This is a genomic window from Longitalea luteola, assembly GCF_017356035.1.
GTDB classification, from domain to species: Bacteria; Bacteroidota; Bacteroidia; order Chitinophagales; family Chitinophagaceae; genus Niastella; species Niastella luteola.
Genome location: NZ_JAFIQX010000012.1, coordinates 165,478 through 187,615, shown reverse-complemented (window position 1 = coordinate 187,615; position 22,138 = coordinate 165,478). Strand labels below are relative to the sequence as shown.

General features: G+C 43.1%; 27 protein-coding genes and 1 tRNA gene. 10 read left to right on the top strand and 18 right to left on the bottom strand.

Annotated elements, in window-relative coordinates:
• Nucleotides 1-10 precede the first annotated feature (10 nt).
• Complete coding sequence (locus JUB15_RS24020; RefSeq protein ID WP_207515197.1) at nucleotides 11-709, bottom strand: DUF6320 domain-containing protein; 699 nt, start codon at nucleotides 707-709, stop codon at nucleotides 11-13.
• Nucleotides 710-720: 11 nt separating this feature from the next.
• Entirely contained in the window at nucleotides 721-2,004 is a 1,284-nt protein-coding gene (locus JUB15_RS24015; protein WP_207515196.1) for a hypothetical protein, read from the bottom strand.
• An 83-nt stretch (nucleotides 2,005-2,087) separates the two neighbouring features.
• On the opposite strand from JUB15_RS24015, the gene JUB15_RS24010 reads away from it, so the two are divergent.
• Nucleotides 2,088-2,972: an alpha/beta hydrolase fold domain-containing protein gene (locus tag JUB15_RS24010; RefSeq protein WP_369411596.1), complete on the top strand. Its 885-nt coding sequence runs from the start codon at nucleotides 2,088-2,090 to the stop codon at nucleotides 2,970-2,972.
• Between the two features lie 256 nt (nucleotides 2,973-3,228).
• On the opposite strand, the gene JUB15_RS24005 is transcribed toward JUB15_RS24010, so the two are convergent.
• Complete coding sequence (locus tag JUB15_RS24005; RefSeq protein WP_207515194.1) at nucleotides 3,229-3,789, bottom strand: helix-turn-helix domain-containing protein; 561 nt, start codon at nucleotides 3,787-3,789, stop codon at nucleotides 3,229-3,231.
• Between the two features lie 244 nt (nucleotides 3,790-4,033).
• On the opposite strand from JUB15_RS24005, the gene JUB15_RS24000 reads away from it, so the two are divergent.
• The 4 genes from JUB15_RS24000 (at nucleotide 4,034) to JUB15_RS23985 (ending at nucleotide 6,176) form a co-directional block, all read left to right on the top strand.
• Entirely contained in the window at nucleotides 4,034-4,198 is a 165-nt protein-coding gene (locus tag JUB15_RS24000; protein WP_207515193.1) for a hypothetical protein, read from the top strand.
• Nucleotides 4,198-4,647: a hypothetical protein gene (locus tag JUB15_RS23995; RefSeq protein ID WP_207515192.1), complete on the top strand. Its 450-nt coding sequence runs from the start codon at nucleotides 4,198-4,200 to the stop codon at nucleotides 4,645-4,647. Before JUB15_RS24000 ends, JUB15_RS23995 begins: the two co-directional genes overlap by 1 nt.
• A gap of 12 nt (nucleotides 4,648-4,659) precedes the next feature.
• Nucleotides 4,660-5,055, top strand: a complete 396-nt coding sequence (locus JUB15_RS23990; RefSeq protein WP_242696493.1) for a hypothetical protein — start codon at nucleotides 4,660-4,662, stop codon at nucleotides 5,053-5,055.
• Between the two features lie 344 nt (nucleotides 5,056-5,399).
• On the top strand, nucleotides 5,400-6,176 hold the full coding sequence (locus JUB15_RS23985) for an isocitrate lyase/PEP mutase family protein (protein WP_207515191.1): 777 nt from the start codon (nucleotides 5,400-5,402) through the stop codon (nucleotides 6,174-6,176).
• Between the two features lie 68 nt (nucleotides 6,177-6,244).
• Here the strand turns inward: JUB15_RS23985 and JUB15_RS23980 are convergent, their stop codons facing one another.
• The 6 genes from JUB15_RS23980 to JUB15_RS23955 all read right to left on the bottom strand — a co-directional run bounded on the left by JUB15_RS23980 (nucleotide 6,245) and on the right by JUB15_RS23955 (nucleotide 10,120).
• Nucleotides 6,245-6,862: an SCO family protein gene (locus tag JUB15_RS23980; protein WP_207515190.1), complete on the bottom strand. Its 618-nt coding sequence runs from the start codon at nucleotides 6,860-6,862 to the stop codon at nucleotides 6,245-6,247.
• Between the two features lie 46 nt (nucleotides 6,863-6,908).
• Nucleotides 6,909-7,559 (bottom strand): DUF2911 domain-containing protein, encoded by a 651-nt coding sequence (locus JUB15_RS23975; RefSeq protein WP_207515189.1) that lies wholly within the window; start codon nucleotides 7,557-7,559, stop codon nucleotides 6,909-6,911.
• Between the two features lie 9 nt (nucleotides 7,560-7,568).
• Nucleotides 7,569-8,594, bottom strand: a complete 1,026-nt coding sequence (locus tag JUB15_RS23970) for a cytochrome-c peroxidase (RefSeq protein ID WP_207515188.1) — start codon at nucleotides 8,592-8,594, stop codon at nucleotides 7,569-7,571.
• 5 nt (nucleotides 8,595-8,599) lie between these two features.
• Nucleotides 8,600-9,403, bottom strand: coding sequence for an MbnP family protein (locus JUB15_RS23965; protein WP_207515187.1), 804 nt, complete (start codon nucleotides 9,401-9,403; stop codon nucleotides 8,600-8,602).
• A gap of 143 nt (nucleotides 9,404-9,546) precedes the next feature.
• Nucleotides 9,547-9,690, bottom strand: a complete 144-nt coding sequence (locus JUB15_RS23960) for a hypothetical protein (protein WP_207515186.1) — start codon at nucleotides 9,688-9,690, stop codon at nucleotides 9,547-9,549.
• Nucleotides 9,691-9,742: 52 nt separating this feature from the next.
• Nucleotides 9,743-10,120 carry a hypothetical protein gene (locus tag JUB15_RS23955; RefSeq protein ID WP_207515185.1) on the bottom strand — a complete coding sequence of 126 codons (378 nt, stop codon included), beginning with the start codon at nucleotides 10,118-10,120 and terminating at the stop codon, nucleotides 9,743-9,745.
• Between the two features lie 120 nt (nucleotides 10,121-10,240).
• Between JUB15_RS23955 and JUB15_RS23950 the strand changes: the two genes are divergently transcribed.
• Nucleotides 10,241-11,002, top strand: coding sequence for an MbnP family protein (locus tag JUB15_RS23950; RefSeq protein ID WP_207515184.1), 762 nt, complete (start codon nucleotides 10,241-10,243; stop codon nucleotides 11,000-11,002).
• Nucleotides 11,003-11,083: 81 nt separating this feature from the next.
• Here JUB15_RS23950 and JUB15_RS23945 read toward each other — a convergent pair whose 3' ends face one another.
• From JUB15_RS23945 to JUB15_RS23925, 5 genes are all read right to left on the bottom strand, one after another.
• Nucleotides 11,084-11,509, bottom strand: coding sequence for a small multi-drug export protein (locus tag JUB15_RS23945; protein WP_207515183.1), 426 nt, complete (start codon nucleotides 11,507-11,509; stop codon nucleotides 11,084-11,086).
• A 244-nt stretch (nucleotides 11,510-11,753) separates the two neighbouring features.
• On the bottom strand, nucleotides 11,754-12,560 hold the full coding sequence (locus JUB15_RS23940) for a hypothetical protein (protein ID WP_207515182.1): 807 nt from the start codon (nucleotides 12,558-12,560) through the stop codon (nucleotides 11,754-11,756).
• A 151-nt stretch (nucleotides 12,561-12,711) separates the two neighbouring features.
• Nucleotides 12,712-13,737 (bottom strand): sialidase family protein, encoded by a 1,026-nt coding sequence (locus JUB15_RS23935; protein WP_207515181.1) that lies wholly within the window; start codon nucleotides 13,735-13,737, stop codon nucleotides 12,712-12,714.
• Nucleotides 13,738-13,763: 26 nt separating this feature from the next.
• Complete coding sequence (locus JUB15_RS23930; RefSeq protein WP_207515180.1) at nucleotides 13,764-14,819, bottom strand: acetamidase/formamidase family protein; 1,056 nt, start codon at nucleotides 14,817-14,819, stop codon at nucleotides 13,764-13,766.
• 200 nt (nucleotides 14,820-15,019) lie between these two features.
• Nucleotides 15,020-16,411, bottom strand: coding sequence for an MFS transporter (locus JUB15_RS23925; RefSeq protein WP_207515179.1), 1,392 nt, complete (start codon nucleotides 16,409-16,411; stop codon nucleotides 15,020-15,022).
• 95 nt (nucleotides 16,412-16,506) lie between these two features.
• Between JUB15_RS23925 and JUB15_RS23920 the strand changes: the two genes are divergently transcribed.
• The 3 genes from JUB15_RS23920 to JUB15_RS23910 all read left to right on the top strand — a co-directional run bounded on the left by JUB15_RS23920 (nucleotide 16,507) and on the right by JUB15_RS23910 (nucleotide 17,866).
• The gene (locus JUB15_RS23920) at nucleotides 16,507-16,884 is read left to right on the top strand and encodes a winged helix-turn-helix transcriptional regulator (protein WP_255539670.1); all 378 of its coding nucleotides are present in this window, start codon (nucleotides 16,507-16,509) and stop codon (nucleotides 16,882-16,884) included.
• Between the two features lie 208 nt (nucleotides 16,885-17,092).
• Nucleotides 17,093-17,536 carry a hypothetical protein gene (locus tag JUB15_RS23915; protein ID WP_207515178.1) on the top strand — a complete coding sequence of 148 codons (444 nt, stop codon included), beginning with the start codon at nucleotides 17,093-17,095 and terminating at the stop codon, nucleotides 17,534-17,536.
• Nucleotides 17,537-17,792: 256 nt separating this feature from the next.
• Nucleotides 17,793-17,866: transfer RNA gene (locus JUB15_RS23910), tRNA-Asp, on the top strand.
• Between the two features lie 71 nt (nucleotides 17,867-17,937).
• Here JUB15_RS23910 and JUB15_RS23905 read toward each other — a convergent pair.
• The 4 genes from JUB15_RS23905 to JUB15_RS23890 all read right to left on the bottom strand — a co-directional run bounded on the left by JUB15_RS23905 (nucleotide 17,938) and on the right by JUB15_RS23890 (nucleotide 21,291).
• A complete protein-coding gene (locus tag JUB15_RS23905; protein WP_207515177.1) occupies nucleotides 17,938-19,359 on the bottom strand; it encodes a serine hydrolase in 1,422 nt (473 codons plus the stop codon).
• A 32-nt stretch (nucleotides 19,360-19,391) separates the two neighbouring features.
• Nucleotides 19,392-20,039 carry a DinB family protein gene (locus tag JUB15_RS23900; protein WP_207515176.1) on the bottom strand — a complete coding sequence of 216 codons (648 nt, stop codon included), beginning with the start codon at nucleotides 20,037-20,039 and terminating at the stop codon, nucleotides 19,392-19,394.
• 112 nt (nucleotides 20,040-20,151) lie between these two features.
• Complete coding sequence (locus JUB15_RS23895; RefSeq protein WP_207515175.1) at nucleotides 20,152-20,619, bottom strand: DoxX family protein; 468 nt, start codon at nucleotides 20,617-20,619, stop codon at nucleotides 20,152-20,154.
• Between the two features lie 90 nt (nucleotides 20,620-20,709).
• Nucleotides 20,710-21,291, bottom strand: a complete 582-nt coding sequence (locus JUB15_RS23890) for a Crp/Fnr family transcriptional regulator (protein ID WP_207515247.1) — start codon at nucleotides 21,289-21,291, stop codon at nucleotides 20,710-20,712.
• Nucleotides 21,292-21,445: 154 nt separating this feature from the next.
• Between JUB15_RS23890 and JUB15_RS23885 the strand changes: the two genes are divergently transcribed.
• Nucleotides 21,446-22,123, top strand: a complete 678-nt coding sequence (locus JUB15_RS23885) for a DUF3826 domain-containing protein (protein WP_207515174.1) — start codon at nucleotides 21,446-21,448, stop codon at nucleotides 22,121-22,123.
• The last annotated feature ends 15 nt before the right edge of the window (nucleotides 22,124-22,138 follow it).

The following is a 22,138-nucleotide window of genomic DNA, read 5'->3' as shown; positions in this document are numbered from 1 at the left end:
AACCGGAATATCAAATGTGGAAGGTCTTTTGCAGGCTGCGCCCTTTTTTTAGCCGTAAGTGCACAAAAAGCAGTACCAGAATAACAGGAACACAGCAAGCTGCAACAATGATGCTCCATCTAAAAAAAATCACTCCCATTTTAAACATTGACAATATCCCTTCTATACAGATACACAGCAAAGAAGCACCCAAAAAAGCATAGGCGATCAGGTTAATGCCTTTAACTTTTGATAAGCGTATAACCATGATGAGCATAGCTGTTATTACATTCCCTGCAAAAAGCAACGGTATTCCCAGTTTAACAGGCCACGCGATGCCATCTTTGAGAACATCGAGTATTAGCAAAAAGACGGATGATAGTAAAAAACTACCAGCCATTTGAATGATCGCTTGCTGATGCCAGAACGCAAACAAGGATACATATGAAAAAATGACAAGGCTGATGGTTACCGGATATTCAGACCAGGTGATGCGCTTGTTTGTAATAAGATCAATAATAATGGTGGTTGCAAGGCAGGAGAGCAGTACCAGGGAAACGATCTCCCAGGTAAACTTCTTCTGCGGCTGGCTCATTGCTTTGTTAAATGCCGGCAGTCCCTTAGGATCGGTTGTTTTACCATTTTCCACACTGGATACACCAACTCCACACAAAGGGCAGTATTGCATATCATTTTCCAGTTCTACACCGCAGTTTTTACAGATACTCATGGTCCTTGATGCTAATATTTCACAAGTTTAACAGGTACACCCTGTTTTGTTAAAAACACCAGGAATTGCCTTTCCAGTTCCTTTGATACGGTTATATTTCCAAACGTCAATACCAGATTGTTACCAAAACCGGCAACCGCACAATTCACCTTTACTATTTTATTGGGTGGAGGCGGAATGAATATAAATTTATCAATAAAGTTATTTATTTCAGGATTAACATCAATTTTCCCAAGGTTAGTGACCACCCCACTGTATTGTTGTGTACCCATCGTGTAAAGTCTTGTCAAAATAAAAGATTTAAGAAAAAGCGGGATCCTTTTAATGAATGCGCTTTTTTCACCGCTTACATTCCGTGAAATGTTTTTGCTAATGAGTTTTTTATCCGTTTCAAGCTGCACCTGGTGGTAAACTGTTTTCACTATTTCTTCAAATGTATAGTGGCCCAGTCGAAGATCAATTCCGGGCAATACATACAGGGAGAAATTTCGCATGGTAAGAGAGGGAAAGAGCTTGCGCAGGTTAATTGGAACCTGAATGCGTATAATTTTATTGGCTATACGTTTATGGAAGGGTGATTGCTGCTCGTAAATTTGCTGCAGTGAATGAACGTACACTGCAATGAGATATTCAGTAATGCTTACCTCATGTTCTTTTGCTTTTTTCTTAATATCTGCCAGTGGTACAAGGGCAGTCAATATTCCCAACCTTGGCGCTTTATTTAACCTGAACGGCAAATGAAATGCCTTCGCTATTTTTAAGGTATGTGTATCGATCTTTTTAAAATACCTGTTGAAGGCGTCTTCATGCTCTTCCTTTGATGGGATTCCCCGGACCCGGTAAAAAGGAACGATTTCAGCAATGGGCAACCCGCATTTTTCGAGATACACCAGCAAAAGGGTCTTTAAAAATTCAAATGCACCGGTCCCGTCCGTCAGAATGTGAGAAAACTCGACACTGATCTTATTTTCCTTTGCCAGTACCCTGAACATTAGTTCCTCCTTCTTAAATGCTCTGCAGGGCAATCCCTTGTCGGGTACTACCATGATCGGCCCCTGGTCAGGTTCCAGGTAATACCAGAAAAACCCCGCTTTTAACTTTACTTTAAAATAGGGGAAACGCTCTTCGATGGCATGAACCGATTCGAAAAGTTGTTTTACCCTGATCCGTTCTTTTAATTCAACCGATATTCTGAAAACAGTAGTGAGTTCCCGGTTTTTTATAGCCGGATAAATTTTGGCAGCATTATCAAGCCGGAGCCAGAAATCGTTCGTATGCTGAATATTGTCCGCCATAGCTGGGTTATTGTATGTATCTTCACCTGCGGGCCGGATCTTATCATTCTTTTTACAAATTCAGATCTATTAACTTTTAAGCAGTGGCAAGTGCACAAAGCAAATTATTCAATCTTCTCCTGAGCATCATCAGTAAAAAAAGATTTCTCAGAAAGCAATTTGCGTCTGGAAAAACCGGCCTGTTCAGTTGCCCGAAACCACCATCTAAAATTAAACGATCCTGTCACGTTCACGAATTTCAGATAAATAATCGAAATGTGTTTACCTTAAGCCCAAAAAGCAAAAAGGAAAATGCTAAACACATCCTTTATTTACACGGGGGGGCTTATGTGCAAAGCTTTGTTATTTTTCATTGGGAGTTCCTGGCGGAATTGGTAAATAAGACCGGCTGCACGGTTACAGCACCTGATTATCCATTGGCGCCAGACCATACTTATAAGGAATCTTTTTCATTAGCTTCCGTTCTTTACCACCAGTTGATTGCTGCGGGGAACGACCGCCACGTTATTCTTATGGGCGATTCATCGGGTGGCGGGTTTGCCCTGGCCCTGGCTCAAAAATTGAAGCATGAGCAGGTAGTTCAACCATACCAAATCATTCTATTGTCGCCCTGGCTGGATATAACACTCAGCAACCCGGGCATATATGAGGTGAGCGGCTTTGAGCCTTTATTAGGTATAGAAGGGCTTCGGCAGGCGGGAAAAAAATATGCCGGGGACGCAAGCCCTGATCATTATTTATTAAGCCCGATATACGGGCCGCTTGAAGGATTGGGAAAAATATCAGTTTTTATTGGAACAAAGGATATACTGGTAGCCGATACAAGAAAATTAAAGGCACTGGCAGCATCAAAAGAAATTGAGATCAATTACCAGGAATATGAGAATATGTTCCACGGATGGATGTTTTTAAATTTCCGGGAATCAAAAAAAGCTAAAGAGGACATCATATCCCTTATACTTCACTGATAATTTTAATTCCATTTTTCGCCCGGCACGAACGACACGAATAATACACCTCATCCCGCAAAACCGGGCCTCCTCATAAAATGAGCAGCTCACGGCCCTTTTATTTCAGCGCTTCCTTTTCATCCCTGGAAGTTGTATAAATAATTACCGGAATAATGAACAAGATGATTGACAATGCTATGCACAAAAAAAAGTTGTAATAAAGTGGTATATATATATATAAGATCTTTTAAGTAGCATGAAGAGAAATTAATATTCATAATTCATCCAGCATGGATCGTCGTTTATTTTTAAGCTGTTTAAAATGGGAAGGAGTAAGACCGGTTACTTTCTTGAACTGCGCCGAAAGGTGTGCTACACCGCTATAATGCATTCGGTGAGCGATCTCGGTTAGATTCAACTCGTTATATACGAGTAGTTCTTTTACCTTTTCAATTTTGTGGGCGATCAGGAACTTTTCAATCGTGGTACCCTGTACTTCTGAAAAAAGATTGGCCAGGTATGTGTAATCGTAGTGTAACTTCCGGCTTAAATATTCAGAAAAGTTTATTGTCAAAGGCTCCTCTGAATAATGAACTAATTCAATAATGACATTTTTTATTTTTTGGATCAGGATGCTCTTTTTGTCGTCCATTAATTCGAGGCCCGATCTCAATAACGCTTTTTTTATCTGTTCGTGTTGTTCTACTGAAATTTCCTCAATGACTTCAACTTCGCCTAATTCAACTGAAGTATAATGGAATCCCAGTTTTGCTAACTCATCTTTTACGACCGTCTTACAGCGGATACAAACCATATTTTTTATATACAGGATCAATGAAGCATATTTACTAAGATTACAGGCACGTATTCATTTTACCAACTTAGAGAGGCAGCCCCGGCATACCGGCGTTCAGTACTTAAATGTACGTAAAATCCGCCTTATTTATCCTCTTTGCGAATTAATGACGCTGATTCAGTTCATCCAAATCCGCCTCTACCCTCCCCGATCATCGCCTCACAGAACCGCTTTCTTTAGAAACTTTAACAAAAATTATCGTTGATGCACCCGCCACAACTTAATGGGAAAAATTATTCCCAGGGCCGGGCAGTTTATCCTGAAACAAAGAGCAGAAACCAGCTTTACTGCAGCAACGCCGGCCGCCGCTTCGAAATGTGTGAATGATGTAATACTTATTTATAATTTTATAATGACCGGGAAGAAAAAGAAAGCCACCTTTACCTAATGAAAAAACTATCGCTATTGATCTCGAGTGGCTTGCTGTTTTGCATGTCAATATCAGGCCAGGTAAACACGGATTCTCTTTCATTGGTGTCGGAAATAAGTAAGGATCAATTAAAATTGGGCAAACTCCAAAATCAGCTTGAACAACAGGTAAGCAGTAAACGGATGGCTTCAGAAAAAGCACAAAATTCTGCGCATAAAAATTCCAGCGCCGCAGATAAATTAAGTGATGATCCCAATAATAAGAAACTGGCCAGAAAAGCGAAGAACAAAGCCGGTGATGCCAAAAGAGATTCGAGGGATGCTAGAAATGAAGCAGAAAACCTGGACAAATTAAATAAGGATATCCGTCATTTGGAGAACAGGATCGCTGACAATGAGGTCAAACTATATAAACAGATAAGAGACGGAATGAACAAACGTACAGCTACCGACACCATACCGTACTAAAATATTTTACAGATGCAAAATTTAACATACCCCATTAATAAAGTCAATGATATGCCCGCCGGCGAAATGGATACAATAAGTTCGGTCCTTAATAAGCTGAAATTAAAAAACCAGGACAATGAATTTGTCATCAATGGAGCCGGACAGTTAAATCTCAATGGGAAGTCTTATAGCCAGCATGACATTAAGATCATAAAAACCTACCGGTTTGAGGGTGCGTCTGACCCTGCGGACGAAGCTATAATATATCTCTTTCTCACCCAGGATGGCGTTATAGGTTATAGCCTGGATGCATACGGTGTTTATACGAACCATAGGAATGATGGTTATGCCGATCTGATCCAACAAACTGCAACATTCCAAGTAAGCAGCAGTTTCCTGGCTGAAAGTATTGTGCTTTTTCAATGATCTTTCTTAGTAATATTTATACCGGCCGATCAGCCGATCAATGAGCGGCTTATCAAACTGGAAGTTATAGTCTGTGTATTCATAGTGCGGCCTAAGTTAATGCTCAAGCATTCCTTCACAAATTACAAATGCCTCTTCCAATTTAGAGAAGACGAAATCATTGATCACTTCTCCCGGTTCGTTTTCTTTTACCAGAAGGTGATCGATACGTTTTCGTGCCTGCAGCTACGCTTCCGATTTATACAATTGTGTTATTTTTATTGCGGCTAATTTTGGAGAAAGTAACCGGGATTGTCCGGCACGTTTTCATATTACAATACATACGTTTACTTATCCAGAAAATTATGACATCCTCATTTCAACAATTCAAAGAATTACATTATTCACCCGAGCTATTGGTATTACCCAATGCCTGGAACGCCAAAAGCGCCCAGCTTGTTCAACAGGAAAATTATCCCGCTGTTGCCACGTCCAGTGCAGCAGTAGCCAACAGCCTGGGCTATGACGACGGCGAAGCTATGCCTTTTGACGAGTATTTACTGATCATTCGGCGCATAACCGCCACGGTTCAAATACCGGTGACGGTAGATCTGGAAATGGGTTATGGCAATACGGACGAAGCTATTTATGCCAACATCCGTAAACTGATCGACACGGGTGTAGCAGGCATCAACATTGAAGATTCAATGATGGCAGGATCGGCAAGGGTGTTGCAGGACGCGAAAACTTTTGCCAACAGGATTGCTTTTATCAAAAACAAACTGGCAGCCGACGGGCTGGAGATCTTTATCAATATTCGTTGCGATACGTATTTATTGAAAGTGGCGAACCCGCAGGCAGAAACGGCTGCACGGCTACTCTTATACGGAAGCTCCGGCGCCGACGGCATCTTTTTACCTTTTATCAGTAAAGAGGCCGACATAGCAGCGGCGGTAAAGAATACAAAACTTCCCATCAATGTAATGTGTATACCGGGACTGCCCGATTTCGATATCCTGCAGCAGCTGGGTGTAAAGCGGGTAAGTATGGGACCGTTCCTGTTTAATAAGGTGTATAACCAGGCGCCGGTTTTAGTGCGTTCCGTTCAGGAAGCAAAAAATTTTGGAGCATTGTTGAACTAATTAAAAGTAGCCATGAAAAACGGGGCTGCCAGGAACACTTCAAACAATGGCAGCTTTTTTTTTATGAATTACTCTTTCAAAAGAGCGCTGATATCATTCACCAATTGATCAACGCTCTTTTTATTGGTGGCGTCATAAAAACCTCTTATGCGGCGTTTTTTGTCAAGCAGCGCCACATACTCCGTATGAATAAAATCTTCCTTCGAACCGGCTTCTACTGTATCTTCCACTGCCAGGAGATAATCCTGCCTGGCCATTGTATACAAGTCATATTTGTTACCTGTAAGAAATTGCCACGCAGGCGCCTCGGCCTTTAGCTGCCTGGCGTAGTTCGCGAGCACCGGTACCGAATCGGTTTCAGGATCTACCGTATGAGATAGAATGGCAAAATCTTCTCTGTCCTTAAATGCCTGGTAAACCTCTTTAAGATGGCGACTCATAACTTTGCAAATGCCGGGGCACGAGGTGAAAAAATATTCAGCCACAGTAACCTTTCCGGCGATGTCTTTTTCGGTTATCTTTTTTCCGGCCTGATTATAAAATGCAAAAGCGCCTGCTGTATGGCCTGGTTCGCCCAATACCGGCAGGTTGCTGGTATGCATAACCAGGGTGTATAAGAACCCGGCCAGTCCAAGCGTAGTAAGAATGAGGAACCCTATTATAATACTCTTAGTGATCTTTGTCATTGTATCGCTTAAAATAAAGAAAGATGTATCATTAATTTACCCAACGCTACCGTTTTCGCGTAGCCGTCACAGGCAGCACCAGTTTTATTTTTTCCCAGGTAAGCTCGATGCTACCGGTTGTATCGGTATCTCGGTAAACGCCATACGTTAAACGAGGAACCGGTTTATCTAATTTAACCGGGGTTACCTGGTACCTGGCTAGATCTTCTTTTTGATTGTATTCATCGGCCAGGTGCTGATCGTACCGGGTGTTCAGGATCACCGTCCAGTTTTCTTTACCCGGAATGGTGAAGAAGGCGTATGTACCGGCTTTTACCGGATTACCCATTATTACTACGTCCTTCGAAAAATCAATAGCCGTAGCATTGTGTGCGCCACTTACCCACACCTGGTCGTATGGCACCAGTCCACCCCATATTACCCTGTTCTTTACGCCGGGCGAATGGTACTCAATATGCACATGGGCATTGCCAATGTTGGCCATCGCGACCCGTTGGGGACTTCCTTTCAGGGTATCCACTGCAATGATGCCCTCGTTTACACTGTCAGCATAGTCGCGTGTTGCACCATAGGCCTTTCTGGAAGTGCTATTATGATGTTCGTGGCTGTTGGTTGCAGGCTTATTGCTGCCCGGTTGGTTATTGCAGGCGGTTGTTATGAGCAGCAGGAACAACACATAAACAGATTTGTTTTTCATTGGTTCATGTTATGGTTCAGAAAACCTTTTATCGGTGATAAAATCTTTATCGTTCAATGTTAACAGGAAGGTAATGATATTTGATTGCTCAGCCGCTGTGAGTTTTAACCCGGGGGCGCCTGTTGGTTTAAGCAAGGGATCAAGGTTCGGCGTGTTCTTGATATGGCTGGTATAATGCTCCAGCACTGCCCGCAAGGTAATAAAACGCCCATCGTGCATATAAGGCGCTGTATAACTGAGATTGCGTAAACCGGGAACTTTGAACTTGTATTTGTCGGTGTCATTTAGGGTAACGAGGTATCTGCCTTCATCGTTGTTGGGGCCGGCGCCGATACCATTGTCGCGGAAAGATTCGTCGGTAAACAAGGGCTCTTTGTGGCAGCTGCCGCAATGGGTTTTAAAAAGCGCATACCCCTGTTGTTCCGCAGCTGTAAAGCGGACGCCCTGTTTGCGCATTACGCTGTCATATTTCGAATTGGCGCTTACCAGCATGACCATAAACTGCGAGAGTGCTTTCATGACCCTTTCCGCATTGATCACCGCAGACCCAAACGCTTGCTTAAACAACCCCGGGTAGTCCCGATGGTTACGCAACTTGTTAAGTACGTTATCCATTGTTTCATCCATTTCAACCGGGTTGGTAATAGGCACTATTGGTTGCAGGTCAAGATCAAACACCCCGCCATCCCAAAAAAATGTTTTACCCCATGCCAGGTTCATGATCGGGGGTGAATTGCGCTTTCCCAACCGGTCATCGATGCCATGACTTACATCATGACCATGGTGGGTAAAAGCGGCCGATTGAATATGGCAGGTGCCGCAGCTGACGGTATTGTCGCGGGAAAACCGCGGCTCATAGAACAGCTTCCGCCCAAGCTCAAACTTCGCTTCGGTGATGGCGTTTGTTTTGAAATGATAAATGGCATCGGGAAAATTACCGGGTTTTTTAAACCCGGTAAAAGAATCTATTACCTGCTTCGAGAAGGCCAAACCACCGGCGGCCAAGGCAATTACCAACAACTGTTTTTTGTTCATAGCGGTTAATTTTCGGTATGGTCGTGACGGAACATGTTATTGAAATTGTCGGCGATATTGGCGCTATAAGCGCTGAACATGACGGTGGGATTGGCAGCAATCCGAACAGTCGTACTGCCATTGAACAGTTTGGCAAGATCAACCAGTAAGTGCACATTGCTGACGCGGCCGCTGCGGACTTTTGCATTGCCGGCTGCTGTAAGGTCAATAGTAATTGTTCTGATATTGTTTATCGTGGGCGCGGCATAACCGCCAAAGCCGCCAATATGGTACCTGAACTTGTGCTGCCCTGTTGGATCTACCGGGGCATGTGGAGAAGTACCTTCGAATTTAAAGAAGATATAGCCGCTGTTCCATCCCCAGTACATCCCGTCTTCCATACCGCCTGAAGGCTCCAGCACACCGGTGCGTTTGCTAATGTCCATGGTGCTTCGCAGGCTGTCGACCCCCAATACGAATGTTATGGAACTATACTCCCCTTCCGGCACCTGTACTTTGGCATAGCGGGCTGCTGGGTCGCTTTCTTTGATGAGAAAATAACTGCTGTCCTGCGGCACCGTATACACCGTACCATCGGCTTTTTTAACGCTGATATTGCTGATAAAATATTGAAGCAGGCTCACCGAATAGTTTTCACCGGAACCGTTGGTGTAGGCGCCGGTGTTTAATTGGAGATTTTGTTCACCCACGATATTGTCGAATTCTATTGACAGGATAGCTTTCGCGCCAATAGTTGGTTCAGCACCCTTTGGCTCTTCTTTATGAGCTTGAAGCGACATCATGATAATAAAAGCTGCTATAGTGATCATGGTATTTTGATATTGTTTAATTGAAAAATAGAAGACAAAGCACAGCCTCCATGCTGGCATAAGCCACCATGCAAATGAGGAACTGCCCGGGCAAGCGGCAAGTATTTATCTACACGTCACGCCTGCCTTAAAAGCGGTTTGTTTTAAAAAAAGTTTTGAACCAGGCGCATGAGTATATCGTGCTGCAGGTATACAATAAGCGCCAGTACCAGCCAGATGGCAATGGTGAGGCGTTTACGCACCTTCCTCAGCACGTATGGATCATGCCCATGTTGATGGCGGACCATACGGTGTATTGTTGAATAATTCGCTGTTAATTGTTACGAGATGATAGAGGCATTAAGCAATGGGAGGATGGAAAACATTGCCGGAGTGGCCTTTGGCAGTATTGGTGAGCAGCCAGGTTTCAAAAGGTTGGGAAAGTGAAAGATCAGGATCGAATAAAAACTCTTTGATCGATTCGCAATAGTCGAGCAGCACTACAGTGGTATTTCCTTTTTGCGTCTGAGGATCTGAAGTTTCAGTGGCTTTGGATAATTGCTTGTTCAAATGACATTTACCACCGCAGGACATGATTGGTTTATTCCTGTTCTCACACAAATTGGCGGCAATATAAGCCTTGTTCCATTCGAATTGCAGGTATATAACCGGCGCCGCTAGTACCTTTAACAGCACTAGCAGTAACAGGTAGAAAACTGCCGTTTTACGAATAAACATGTGCATTACGGGGCAAAGGTAATTGCAGATAAACAAAATGCCAGAAAAAAAATGTTTTTTCCGAAATTTGGTTATGCTTCTGCGGATAAAACGGGGTTCCTCATGTCAAAACTTTCTATTATGAAAATAACTGCCGGGTGGATGGTTCTGGTGGCGTTTGTGTGGATACTGAATGCATGCCAAAAAGATAAAAGCCGCCAGGGCGATGTAAAACCGGTAACCGGCAGCATAACGTTTTCGTTTGATCATGCTGTTTTTAATGAACCGTTGGTATTTGGCCGACAATATACCAATGATCTTGGTGAAGCCTATACTGTCAACAGGTTCAAATATTATATACACGGTATCAAACTCATCAATAGCAGGAATGAACCTGTTGGGTTATCCGAGGATTATTTTTTAGTAGATCATGAAAATGCCGCAAGCAGGAATATCAGGCTGACAGCCCCTGTAGACAGCTATACAAGTATTGCATTTATCCTGGGTGTTGACAGCGCCAAAAATGTCAGCGGCGCCCAAACCGGTGCCCTTGATCCGGTACATGGGATGTTCTGGACTTGGGCATCAGGGTATGTGATGGCAAAACTGGAAGGCCATTCCCCCGTTTCCCCATTAAGCGGCCAGGCCTTTACGCTCCATGTCGGCGGTTTTAAATCGCCCTACATAACTTTCCGGCAGATCGGATTGCCCTTACCTGAAAACCTGGTTGTGGTTAAGGATACTTCAATTACGGTAAAGATCAATGCAGATATCAATACCTGGTTTAGCCGCATTCATCCGGTAAGTATTTCGAAAAACCCGGCCTGTCATTCACCGGGCCAATTGGCGAACGACATAGCCGACAATTATGAAGGCATGTTTTCTGTTACAGATGTATTTTGAGAGATTGCTGTACGTTGTGAACGGATCTAATGCATTGGTAGGTAATTGAGTTGGGGATCTGCAGGTATCTTCTGCATAACACTAAAGTAGTTTTAATCCGTAAAACCCGATCAGTGTGAATACAATACAACGGGTAATGACACCGATACAGCACCAGGTGACCAGTTTTTTAATATTAGCATTTAACCCGATACCCACCGCCAGGCTTATAGGTGCGCCAACTGACATCGTGCCTAAAAATCCCAATCCAATTATGCCATACTTATTCCAGAGGCGAAGCATCATGGGATGCTTTTTTTCAGCAGCGTCTTTAGTAGGTTTCTTTTTGTGAAAAAAAGCCCTGATCTTATCGCCTAAAAATGCAGCGACAAAAGTGCCAATTAAACCACCAATAACGCTGGCAAAGAAAATTGTCCATGGCGTTAACCCAAAGGCAAATCCGGCGGGGATGGCGGCATAGATCTCAAAAGTGGCGAGGCCGGCTACGGTCAGTGCTTTTAGAAACATGTCAAAATAAGGCCTGTTTTCTTCAGGGTGCGCGAAATTAACTGATAAATATTTGCCGAAGGGTCTTCCGGCCAAAATAAATCGTGAATTATAACTTAAAAATGTCAATAACAGAACGGAAGATCATTCGATACAACGCCCGGATAGCTGACGAATGGTTCAGGCCCATACGATTCAACAGATAAAACAACTGTACTGATCGTATGTGTTGACCTGTTCTATTTTACCAGTTATAAGGGAAAGATCAATAATATTCGTAATATCTTTTAACGTTACTGGGTTGTTCCGTAAAAGTGGTCACCTTACTATCCGCATTGAATTCATAGACGCGTTTGTATTCATCTATCATTCCCGAACTTAAATAACCAACCGTTTTTCGCTCCCAGATGTTGGGAGAATTATATGCCTGGAAATCGAGTATATCCTCCATTTGGTATTTCGGATTCTTCTGTTGCAGGTACTCATATATCGTTACCGACTGTTTGGTTTTTGTTCCATTGTTAATAGTGTATTGCTCTTCAACGGTTATATTACCCAGACTATCGTATTCAAAACGATATTCTGCGTTAGGAATGAGTGTGTTATTTTCCCTATGGTATACTATACAGGCGCTGAATCTTGTCGACGTGTCATTTTCATACTGGAATGTATATTTGGCCGGCCATGTCAGGATCCCTGATGATGGCACCGGGTCCCCGGGATATACGATTATAATGTCTGACAGGCGTTTATTGTTGTAATATACCGGCATTGTCTGATTAACCAGCTTCCACGTATTGTTATCCTTTTTATAAAGGTCAAGGCTTGCAAGACGGCCCTCGACATAACGAAACTCAACTCGTTCGGCTACGTTATTGTCAAAAGAGTACTCATATTGTTTTAGCGTTTTGTCTTTATTGTAGTAGAAAATTCGTACCTGGTCAACCTGTTTATGGTAGTACTCTTTCGCAAGGGCGCCAGAAATGATAACGCCAACGCCGGCAGCGTCTTTATCTTTTTTACAAGCAGAGAAAATGAAGCAGACCAGGGCTACAAGGGCGATTTTTTTCATTGATAAGAGGGTTCGGTTAAAGTATATGGTATTCCAATTATTTGATTTAACATCAAAAATAATATTTTTTTGGGCGATGATATTATAGCGGCCGCACCCACTACATCAGCAACTGGTGGCTGAATAAGAACGGTTCGCAGGTAATGTTCAACTATTTATCTGTGGTCATCCCCGTTCTTAGTTTTCTTTGGTTTCCACTTACGACAATAATTTTGTTAAACACCTGCATATTTGTAATTGCTGATTTTTTAGGTAACCCATTACTTGAAATTTTCCAGTTTTGCGCTTTTGTATCTTTTCTGTAAACACCGTCCCATTGTGCTGCTAAAAGTGTGTTGCCGGTTGTAACCACATCAAATGTATAAAGTTGAGCAGGTAATCCGGCTTGTATGCTTTGCCAGGTTTGTCCCTTGTCAAAAGATAAAAATAGTTCATTATACATCATTGCGTAGATTGCCTTGTTATCTGAATTAATGTTATGTAAAGCACCATTTGAAAAAATTTCACTCCACTCATTCTTCCCTATTGGCGAAGCAAAGGCACCTTGATTTGTAGCAATAAAAATACTTCCATCAAAACTCGTTATCCCATTGACCTGTAGCGTGGTGTTACCATATTCCAACTCCCATTGATTGAGTAAATTGTTATAGGAATAAAGCCCCGAATTTGTTGCTGCGTAGAGCCTGTTCTTTATTTCGGCAAGTCTTCGGATTGTCAGGTTATTCAGACCGACATTTGATTTTTCCCAGCTTTTTCCTTCATCCGCTGTGCGAAAAATACCGCCTGATTGTGTGCCTGCATATATGTGGTCTTTAAAAAACAGTAGAGCGCCCGGATTACTTTCAATTAATTGTTTGTCTGTGGCAATATTGAACCACTTGTCTTTCTGTGTATTGAAAAAGTAGAGTCCGCTATCTTTTGACATAAGGGCAAGTTTGTTTTCCGAAACGGCAATTCCACCCAACCCAATATTAACCGTTGATGGTAATCCTGAGCCTTTATCATGCCAGGTTAATCCGTTATCATAAGAAAAATAAACTACGCCGTCCGAATGGTTGACTTGCGGAACATCATTTGCCGAAACGGTTTTTGTATTGTTTCGGGTCTGACCAAAACAAACGTTCATGATAATTAAAACAAGCAGAACCAAATGTTTTAGTGCTGAAGCCAATGCCATACTCAATTTGTTAGAAAGGTTATCAATTAATTTGACTTCACAGGCGAATGTTGAATGTTAGCGGTCCCATTTATTTTCACTAATCCCTCAATGACCTTTTTTTGTATCATCGCAACTACTTCAACTTCCGTTGATGCAATTTTGGGTATTCGGTATTCAACTACCGGACCGATCAATTGAGAAGCTTCTTCTATGGATAGTTGATAATCCTTTTGAAGCCAACTGAGTAAATTCAGAGTAGCTTCTTTTAATGCCAGGTCTAAATTTTTCGCTTGACCGAAAGCCATAATATGACGCAAATCTTCTACCCTTGGATATTTTAACTGGCTGCCCTCATTCTTGATAACCCGAACTGTAAAAGTAAAATTCATTGAGTTTTCCAATGCATCACCATTTAATTCACCGTCACCCTGTACTGCATGTCCATCTCCTACATACAACAAAGCCCCCTCATGAAAAACCGGCAAATAAAGCGTCGACAAAGCCGTTATTGCACTAAAATCAAGGTTACCACCCCAAGAGCCAAAACCTCCGGACGATATACTACTGGCTCCCGGAGGCGCCACACCTATAGAACCCAGAAAAGGATGCAATGGTACTTTTAATGCGGACAAACGTTCATACTCTTTTGCCGGACTTGCTGTATTGTTAATTAGATCTAAATTCCATTTCACAAGCTTTGCGTTCCTCCACAATCTTTTGGCGTCAGCTTTGGGAAGAATTTTTGGGATAAACGCATTAAGTGTCGTTGCATAATTTCGATTGAGCGATAGATTAACTATGGTAACGGCTACAATATCACCAGGAGAAGCCTGTTCGATAAAAAAGGGGCCAGTCAACGGATTTCCCCTTTCTCCCTTCTTTATTGAATTTTTATCAAAGCCTAATGCATCAAGACTTTCGGTATTTATAGTATCGCCATCTCTTATTTTCAATACAGGCAATGTCTTTGCGTCATAAGAGTTGTAGAATTTGGAGGGTGAAAAATGTATGTACTGTGATGGCGGGTGGGAAGATGTCTTTATCTGACTGCTTAAAATATTACAATTCAATATTAGCAGCAGTATGAGATTTGACTTCATAGATTATGGTTTTGAATAGTTTAAAGGTGATGGTCAAATTGCATATAACGGATGAGGCCCTAACTATGTACCGGCACAAACATATCCTCCAGTAAGTTAGACGGCACTTGTCTTTTCAGTTATTGCAGCCACTTTAAGTTAAGAAGCTGCCGATTCAAAGTATGCTATCCATTTAATTCTCCAGATACGGAATAATGATTTTATAGCCTCCACAAAAAGTAACTTACCATTACCAGAAAGAACATGTTCAAGCCTGTAGCCCGTCGATAAGCCAGTAACCATTGGTGTAATGATGGTGAATCTCCCAATAAGTGAAAGAACAATCCACCGGTTATACATACGCCCAATGCAATAGCAGTTTGTTGAAAGGTTACATAAGTACCGGCAGCTGCACCTGCCATCGTAGGCGGAATATTTTGCAATGCCAACGTTAACAGTGTTGGCAACACAGACCCACAACCCATACCGTACAGAAAGAGCACAACCAATAACAAATGCCGGTTTTCTATCACTAATATATGCAACAAAAGCATTACCAGCATTAACAAAACGCCAGCCTGTAACACCTTTTTACCGTACCTGCCTACAAGCCGGATTGAAGTAACGGCAGCCACCACATAACCAATTCCCTGCAGCACAAAACAATTACCCGTTGTTACTGACCCCATACCCAAACCCGATTGCCACAAAATGGTATTGATAAGGAAATAAGAATCCTGCACAATAAAATAAGCGATCACCGCGCCCAAACCAATATTGAAATCACGAAAAGCAAACAAACGCAAATCAATAAGGTAGGGTTGCGCGGACTGTTGCTTACGGCGCTGATCATACACAAATAATATTAATAGCAATAAAGAAGCAGGTAATAACAATATACTCCACAAGGGCCAGCCTAATTCACGTCCCCTGATGAGAGGATAGATCAAACAAATAAGGCCAACACTTAGCAATACCACGCCGAAGTGATCTGGCCGGCTATCGTTTGCCGGTGTAGATTGCTGTAAAAAGCGCCATGCTATATACGCAGAGAGCAGTCCCACCGGCAGATTCACCAGGAATAACCAACGCCAGCCGGCTATTATACCATCCATTACAGGCAGCACGCCACCCAGGAATTGACCTATCACTGAAGCTGTACCTGCAATGGCGCCATAAATGCCTAAAGCTTTTACCCGGTCTTCCTGTTTTGGAAACAAGATCTGTACATAGGCTATACTTTGCGGTACCATAAAGGCAGCAAAAGCGCCCTGGCAGAAACGAGCGATATTCAACTGAGCAGCGTTCTGCGCTATGCCGCAACAACCAGAGGCCAGGGTAAATAAAAGCATTGACCATACAAATACTCTTTTCCGGCCATAATGGTCACCCAGGCGGCCACCAATGATCAGGAAGGCCGCATGGCCGAGTAAGTAAAGCACGATCACCAGCTGCGTATCACCATTGGAGCCATGAATACCTTCACGAATAGAAGGCAATGCGACATTTACGATAAAGAGGTCAATAACCGACAAAAAGGCCGCTGTGGAAACAATAAGCAAAGAAACCCAGCGCGAAACGATGGCAGTAGATCGATAAAATGAGGCATTCATAAAACTAATCTGTATGTTGAATGTTTTCTTTAATGAACCTCAAATTTGAATAGGGCCACCCAGGTAAACAAGTAGGGCCATATAAAATACTAAGTATGGAAAAAAATACTATTGCTGAGCACCAGCATGTTAACGATCAAAATAATTTGGAAGAGAACGAAAAAAATCCAATGACCGCTGCCCTCCAGGCCATTGGCGGAAAATGGAAACTATTACTGCTCGATAGCATTCGTAGGGAATGCCCGAAGCGTTTTGGCGAGTTACGAAAAGAGATGAAATACATTACACAGACCACGCTTACCGCCCAGCTTCGGGAGCTGGAACGTGATGGCATTCTAACGCGGGCAGTTTTTCCCGAAGTTCCTCCACGGGTGGAATACAAGCTTACAGCATTGGGCAAACAACTTATACCTATCATGGATGCTTTGTGTGAGTGGGGTAAGTTGTATGATGAAAATAAAAGTAAGAGTTAGGTTTGAGGCGTTCAAAAAAGAAAAGCTCGCTTTTTGAAGTGAGCCTTTTGGTGGACAGGACGGGATGTGTGCGGCCGCTTGGTGTAGGTAGACGTTGGCGGATAAAGGGAGGTGTAATTTTATCGAAGAAATAGTGCCCTATTTTAACGGGTTTGAAATCTCTAAAACTATCTGTATTTTACCCTTTGAAATTTATTAAAATAACGCAATGAAATACCTGATTGTAGCCCTTGCCCTAATGACCGCTTCTTGTAATTGGGCCAAGGAAAAGACCAAAGAAACTGTCAACAAAACCGGCGAAGTAGTAGGAAAAGCGGGTTCCGAATTCGTCGATGGCGTAACAAAAGGCGTTGAAAAAACTTTTGAGAATGAAGTTAAAATTTCCGAGCAATTATCCAAACAGGGATTGGAATCAGGGAAAGTTGTTATTCGCAGTTCTGAGCATCATTCAGACGATATCGTTTCTGCCTACCTGATCTTTAACAGCAATTTCGATAAGGAAATAACCATTAAAGTATTGTCGCCACAGGGCAAGGAATATGGCCGGGTACACCAAAAAGTAAAAGGTAAGAAAGGCGATGCCTTTTATGTTGATTTTGCATTTGATGGCAGGACCAATATCGATGGTAAAGGAACTATTCAGTTCGAATAATAACCGGTTCGAATTCCAACCACTATTAGAAGTCCTGCCTGGCCTTTTTTGGCAGTTCTGTTTGGTAAATTTAATTGTGTACGTCGGCGCGAATGTAAGTTCCAGTAGCAAGGTTGAAGCAGGTGTTCCCGAGCTTTACTTTTTCTTCAAAAAAAATGAAAAATTTTTTGGTGATATCTGGAAATCATTATCTTTGCAATCCCAAAAACGACAAGCCTCCGGCGAAAACGTTCAAGGGATAAGTTCTTAAGCAAATGGATCGGTAGTTCAGTTGGTTAGAATGCCGCCCTGTCACGGCGGAGGTCGCGGGTTCGAGTCCCGTCCGGTCCGCAAAAAGGTCTTCCGATGTATCGGGAGACCTTTTTTCGTTTTAGGCCAGCTTATTTTTAGCCGGTTGGATTTCAGAGATTAAAAACACTTTGTATCCCCACTATTACTTTTGCAAGATTGGTTTTGGCATTCGCAAAAACAATACAACCGCTGTTCATTTCCGGGAACACCGAAATATGCGCAACAGAACCCTGCTCGCTTCCATTGTGCTCTAAATGTCGAACTCCATTTTTCTCAACCACACCCCACCCAAGTCCGATATTGTTCACGGTGGGCTGGTGGGTTAACCTGATCGCTGGATCTTTTTCCCGCAATTGCGAATCCAAATAATTCATCATGTCGTTAACCGTTGAACACAGTCCGCCTGCCGGATAAAAATAACCCTGATCCGTTACCGGAAGCTGCCGCCCGTTTTCGCTATGCGGATACGCAAGGTTTTTGCCCTGTACATTACGCACATAACTTGTTCGGCTCATATGCAGCGGATCCAAAATAAATTGATTATAGAGAACGTCCATTGACTGACCGTACACCTTCTCCAAAATATGCCCCAGCAGGGAAATACCCCAGTTGGAATATGAAAATCTAACTCCTGGTATCGTGTCGAGGCTGTACTGTTTTAAGGCATTGAAGAATCTTACTGAATCGTAATGCGCATCAGGATTCACAGGGTCATAGTCGGAATAGTCGCCAACGTCTGGCGGCATAGCGGGCAAACCCGATGTATGATTGGCAAGATCCTGCAAAGTGATCGGAACGCCATTGTATGCAAGATGATTAAAACCGGCGGGCAGGTATTTTCTGATATCATCGGCTAACGATACCTTTTTATTCAACACAGCGTGCGCAAGTACAGTCGCAGTAAATGTTTTTGTAATGGAGCCAATTTCATATAAAGTATTCGAATCGGGCAACAGGTCTTTTTGCCGGTCTCCATAAAAATACAGGTAACGTCGTCCGTTTTTGATAATGCCGATCGCCAGGCTCCTGGCATTCGCATTGCGGAAATACTCGCTAGCCATGGTGTCTATTGCCCTATCGAGCGCAGTTTTTTTCGGGTTGTTCGATCGTACCGCCAGTGGCATTGCGAACAGCATGGCAGGTTTATTACGCAGGCCGAAACTACTGATCTTATAACCTCCGGTTAACTGCAGGTCGAGGATCAGATCCCGCAGCTCCGATTGTAGCAAATACGACGCCTTACCCTTTTCTTCTGACAAAAACGAGGTCGTTAATATCTTACCTGAATTTTGATTGCCTTTCAAAAAATCAATCAGCCGGGCTTCAGACACCTTCCTGGTGAAAGCGCTGTCGAATAGCCGGTAGATCGCTTTGTAGTCTCTCGCATTGTAGTTTGCTACAATAACGTCTTTAACGGCATCATACGCTTTTCGATCTGCCTGCGCCTGCATCGTTACAGGAAATAAACTTACACTATACAGAAGTAACTTAGATAGACGACGGCCTATAAATAAAACAAACTTAGTTTTCATATCTATAAAAAAGATTCGCGCATGATGCTTTACTAATCCCCTCCTCCTGTTGCGCCCGGCAACCGGCCCTTGATATACTTGATCTGTCCATTGTGGTTCGATTCATGCTCCACCACATGGAACCATTTGCAGTAATTATTGGTGGGCTGACCCCCGAAAAATTTCGGGTCTACGGTCATCAGCCATTTATCATCGCGCTTGCGCAGCTCGGTCAGCGTCTTCTCGCGGGTTTCCGTAAGAATGTTCACATAATAGGCCAGATCATGTCCTTTGATGGTCTTGCGGCCCTGCTCACCCAGGCTCATGGGGATCGACCAGGTGGCTTTGTCCTTAAAATCTCTCAAACCCTCAAATGTATTTCCCTGGTAAAAAACTTCCGTGGCAGCCAGGTGCAATAACATAGCGCCTATGGTGTTTGATTTTGCATCATGCAGATAGTCCAGTTCCTCCTGTTTCAATCCTTTTACTGAACGCAACACCGTATCCCGCATCCAGTTCATCATCGATACCAGGGTACCGATCTGTGGCGAGAAACCTTCTTTGGGCCCGATAATATGGATACCCTCCTCAACAGGCGTATCGGCGGCCATCAACATGGTTGGGATTGCAGTTAAGCCGGCAGTTAACGTGGCAGTAGTCTTAATAAATGCCCGGCGGTTGGTGGTAAGGTAAGGCTTCATATCATTAGTTTTGTATTCGCTGAAGTTACCACCATTTGCTGAAATCGCAATTACCTGAAAGTGGTAGTACAATCACAATCCAGGCGGAAGAGGGTGTTTCCCGTGAATCATATTATTTCCAAATATCAGCTATCCATTTGTCAACAGAAAAACGGCCTCCGCCTTCAATAAAAATGGCAATACATAGGCCTAGCACCAGCAGATGGAACTCAAAGCCTTCCTTGCCCGACGGAAGTTTCCCAAACCAGTTCATAAAAAAGCCATGTTTGTGATGCCACACCGTTATCATGCCTATAAATAATCCGAAAACACCCACAGCTGCCAGCCTGGTAACAGCACCGGTAAGTAACATGAATGTTCCGGTACATTCAACAACAATAGCAAGAACTGCAGTTACTGCTGACAAGCCTGCCTGCGTTGTCATAAAATGCATTTCACCCGACAAACCCGGGCCATTGAACCATCCGAACAATTTTTGTGCAGCATGTGGAAATAGTACTCCACCCAACGTAATTCTTAAGATAAAACCTGTGAAGCCACTGTCTGTAGCAATGAGAAATTGGATCAGATCTTTGGTCATTGTTTAACATTTTAGAGCACAAAGATGCAGACAGCCTCATGTACAGGGTGGTGACATTTGGTAATTTTTTACTGTGACAATTATCACATTTTAGCTGCCGCGCTGAGCCGACTGATTCCTTAGCCGGCTAAGGCTTTCCCGGGTTATACCCAGATAGGAAGCGATGTGCTGTTGTGACAATCTTTGTTCAAGGTGACCGTATAGCTTTCTGAAATGGAGATACCTTTCCATGGCTGGCTTTTGCAGCACGAGAATGCGTTCCTGCCAGTAAGCGAACGTATGTTGCAATACAATATGAAAATACCTTTCAAGCCGCGGTATATTGATAAACAATTGATCAAGGGTATCTTTATCTATTTGCAGCAGTTCGCTGTCTTCCAGCGCCTGGATATTGTATATGGAAGGCGAGCCGGTTAACCAGCTATAGCGGTCGGTGATCCACCAATCCTGAAAACCGAAATGAATGACTTTCTCGTGACCCTTGTTATCCACTTCATACTGCCGTACGCCGCCTTTGATCACGAAATGGTCGTGACGGCAAACCATTCCTTCCTGCAGCAGATATTGATGCCGCCGCAGCTTTACCGGTTTCAAGGCGGCGAAAAAGGTCTGCTGATCCAGTTCACTGAGCGTTACATGCCGGGCTATATGATTTGATAACAGATCGTACATTGATCAAAGATAAACACCTTGTTTATTCACTCCGGCAAATATTCTGGCTTAATATAATGCAGGTAGTAAGCCGACGATATCTATGAAAAGCTGCAACTATCGATCGTATTCTGCCGTCTTAGGTGTGTTTTAAACACTTAATACTGAAGTAACGATGAAATTTTTGCCATTTACTATTGCACTCTGCTTTTTACTCCCCTTCTTTTCCCGGGCGCAGGCTGACAGTTCCAAAATTGCAGAAGCAACGGCCAAAGCCAATGCAGAAGCAGCCAAAAAAGCAGCGGAATGGTCAGCCGGATTGAAACTGACCGACGGCGACAAAGAGAAAAGAGTAACTACGGCGATTACCGCTCATTTAATAGCCATTCGGGACTGGAATAATACACACCCCTTCACCACGGTTCCTGCCGGCATCAATCCTGCTACGGGTAACAAACTGTCTGAGCTTGACCGGCAGATCATTGCCAATTCTGCCATGCCGGCCTCCATTCATAAAGACCTGATGGATGTATTGAACAAAGAACTTACCCCTGAACAGGTTGAATACATCCTCGATCAATACACCATTGGTAAAGTAGCATTCACCCTGAAGGGATACCAGGCCATTGTTCCAGACCTGAAACCGGAAGAAGAAAAAAAGATCCTGGAATATCTTAAACAGGCTCGTGAGCAGGCCATCGATTATAAAAGTATGAAACAGATCTCCGCCATTTTCGAGATCTACAAGACCAAATGTGAGCAGTATTTAAACAACAATGGCCGCAACTGGCGCCAGCTATTCAAAGCCTATGTTGATAAGGTAAAGGCGGAAAAAGCTAAAAACAAAAAGTAACGCGCCAGCTTACTA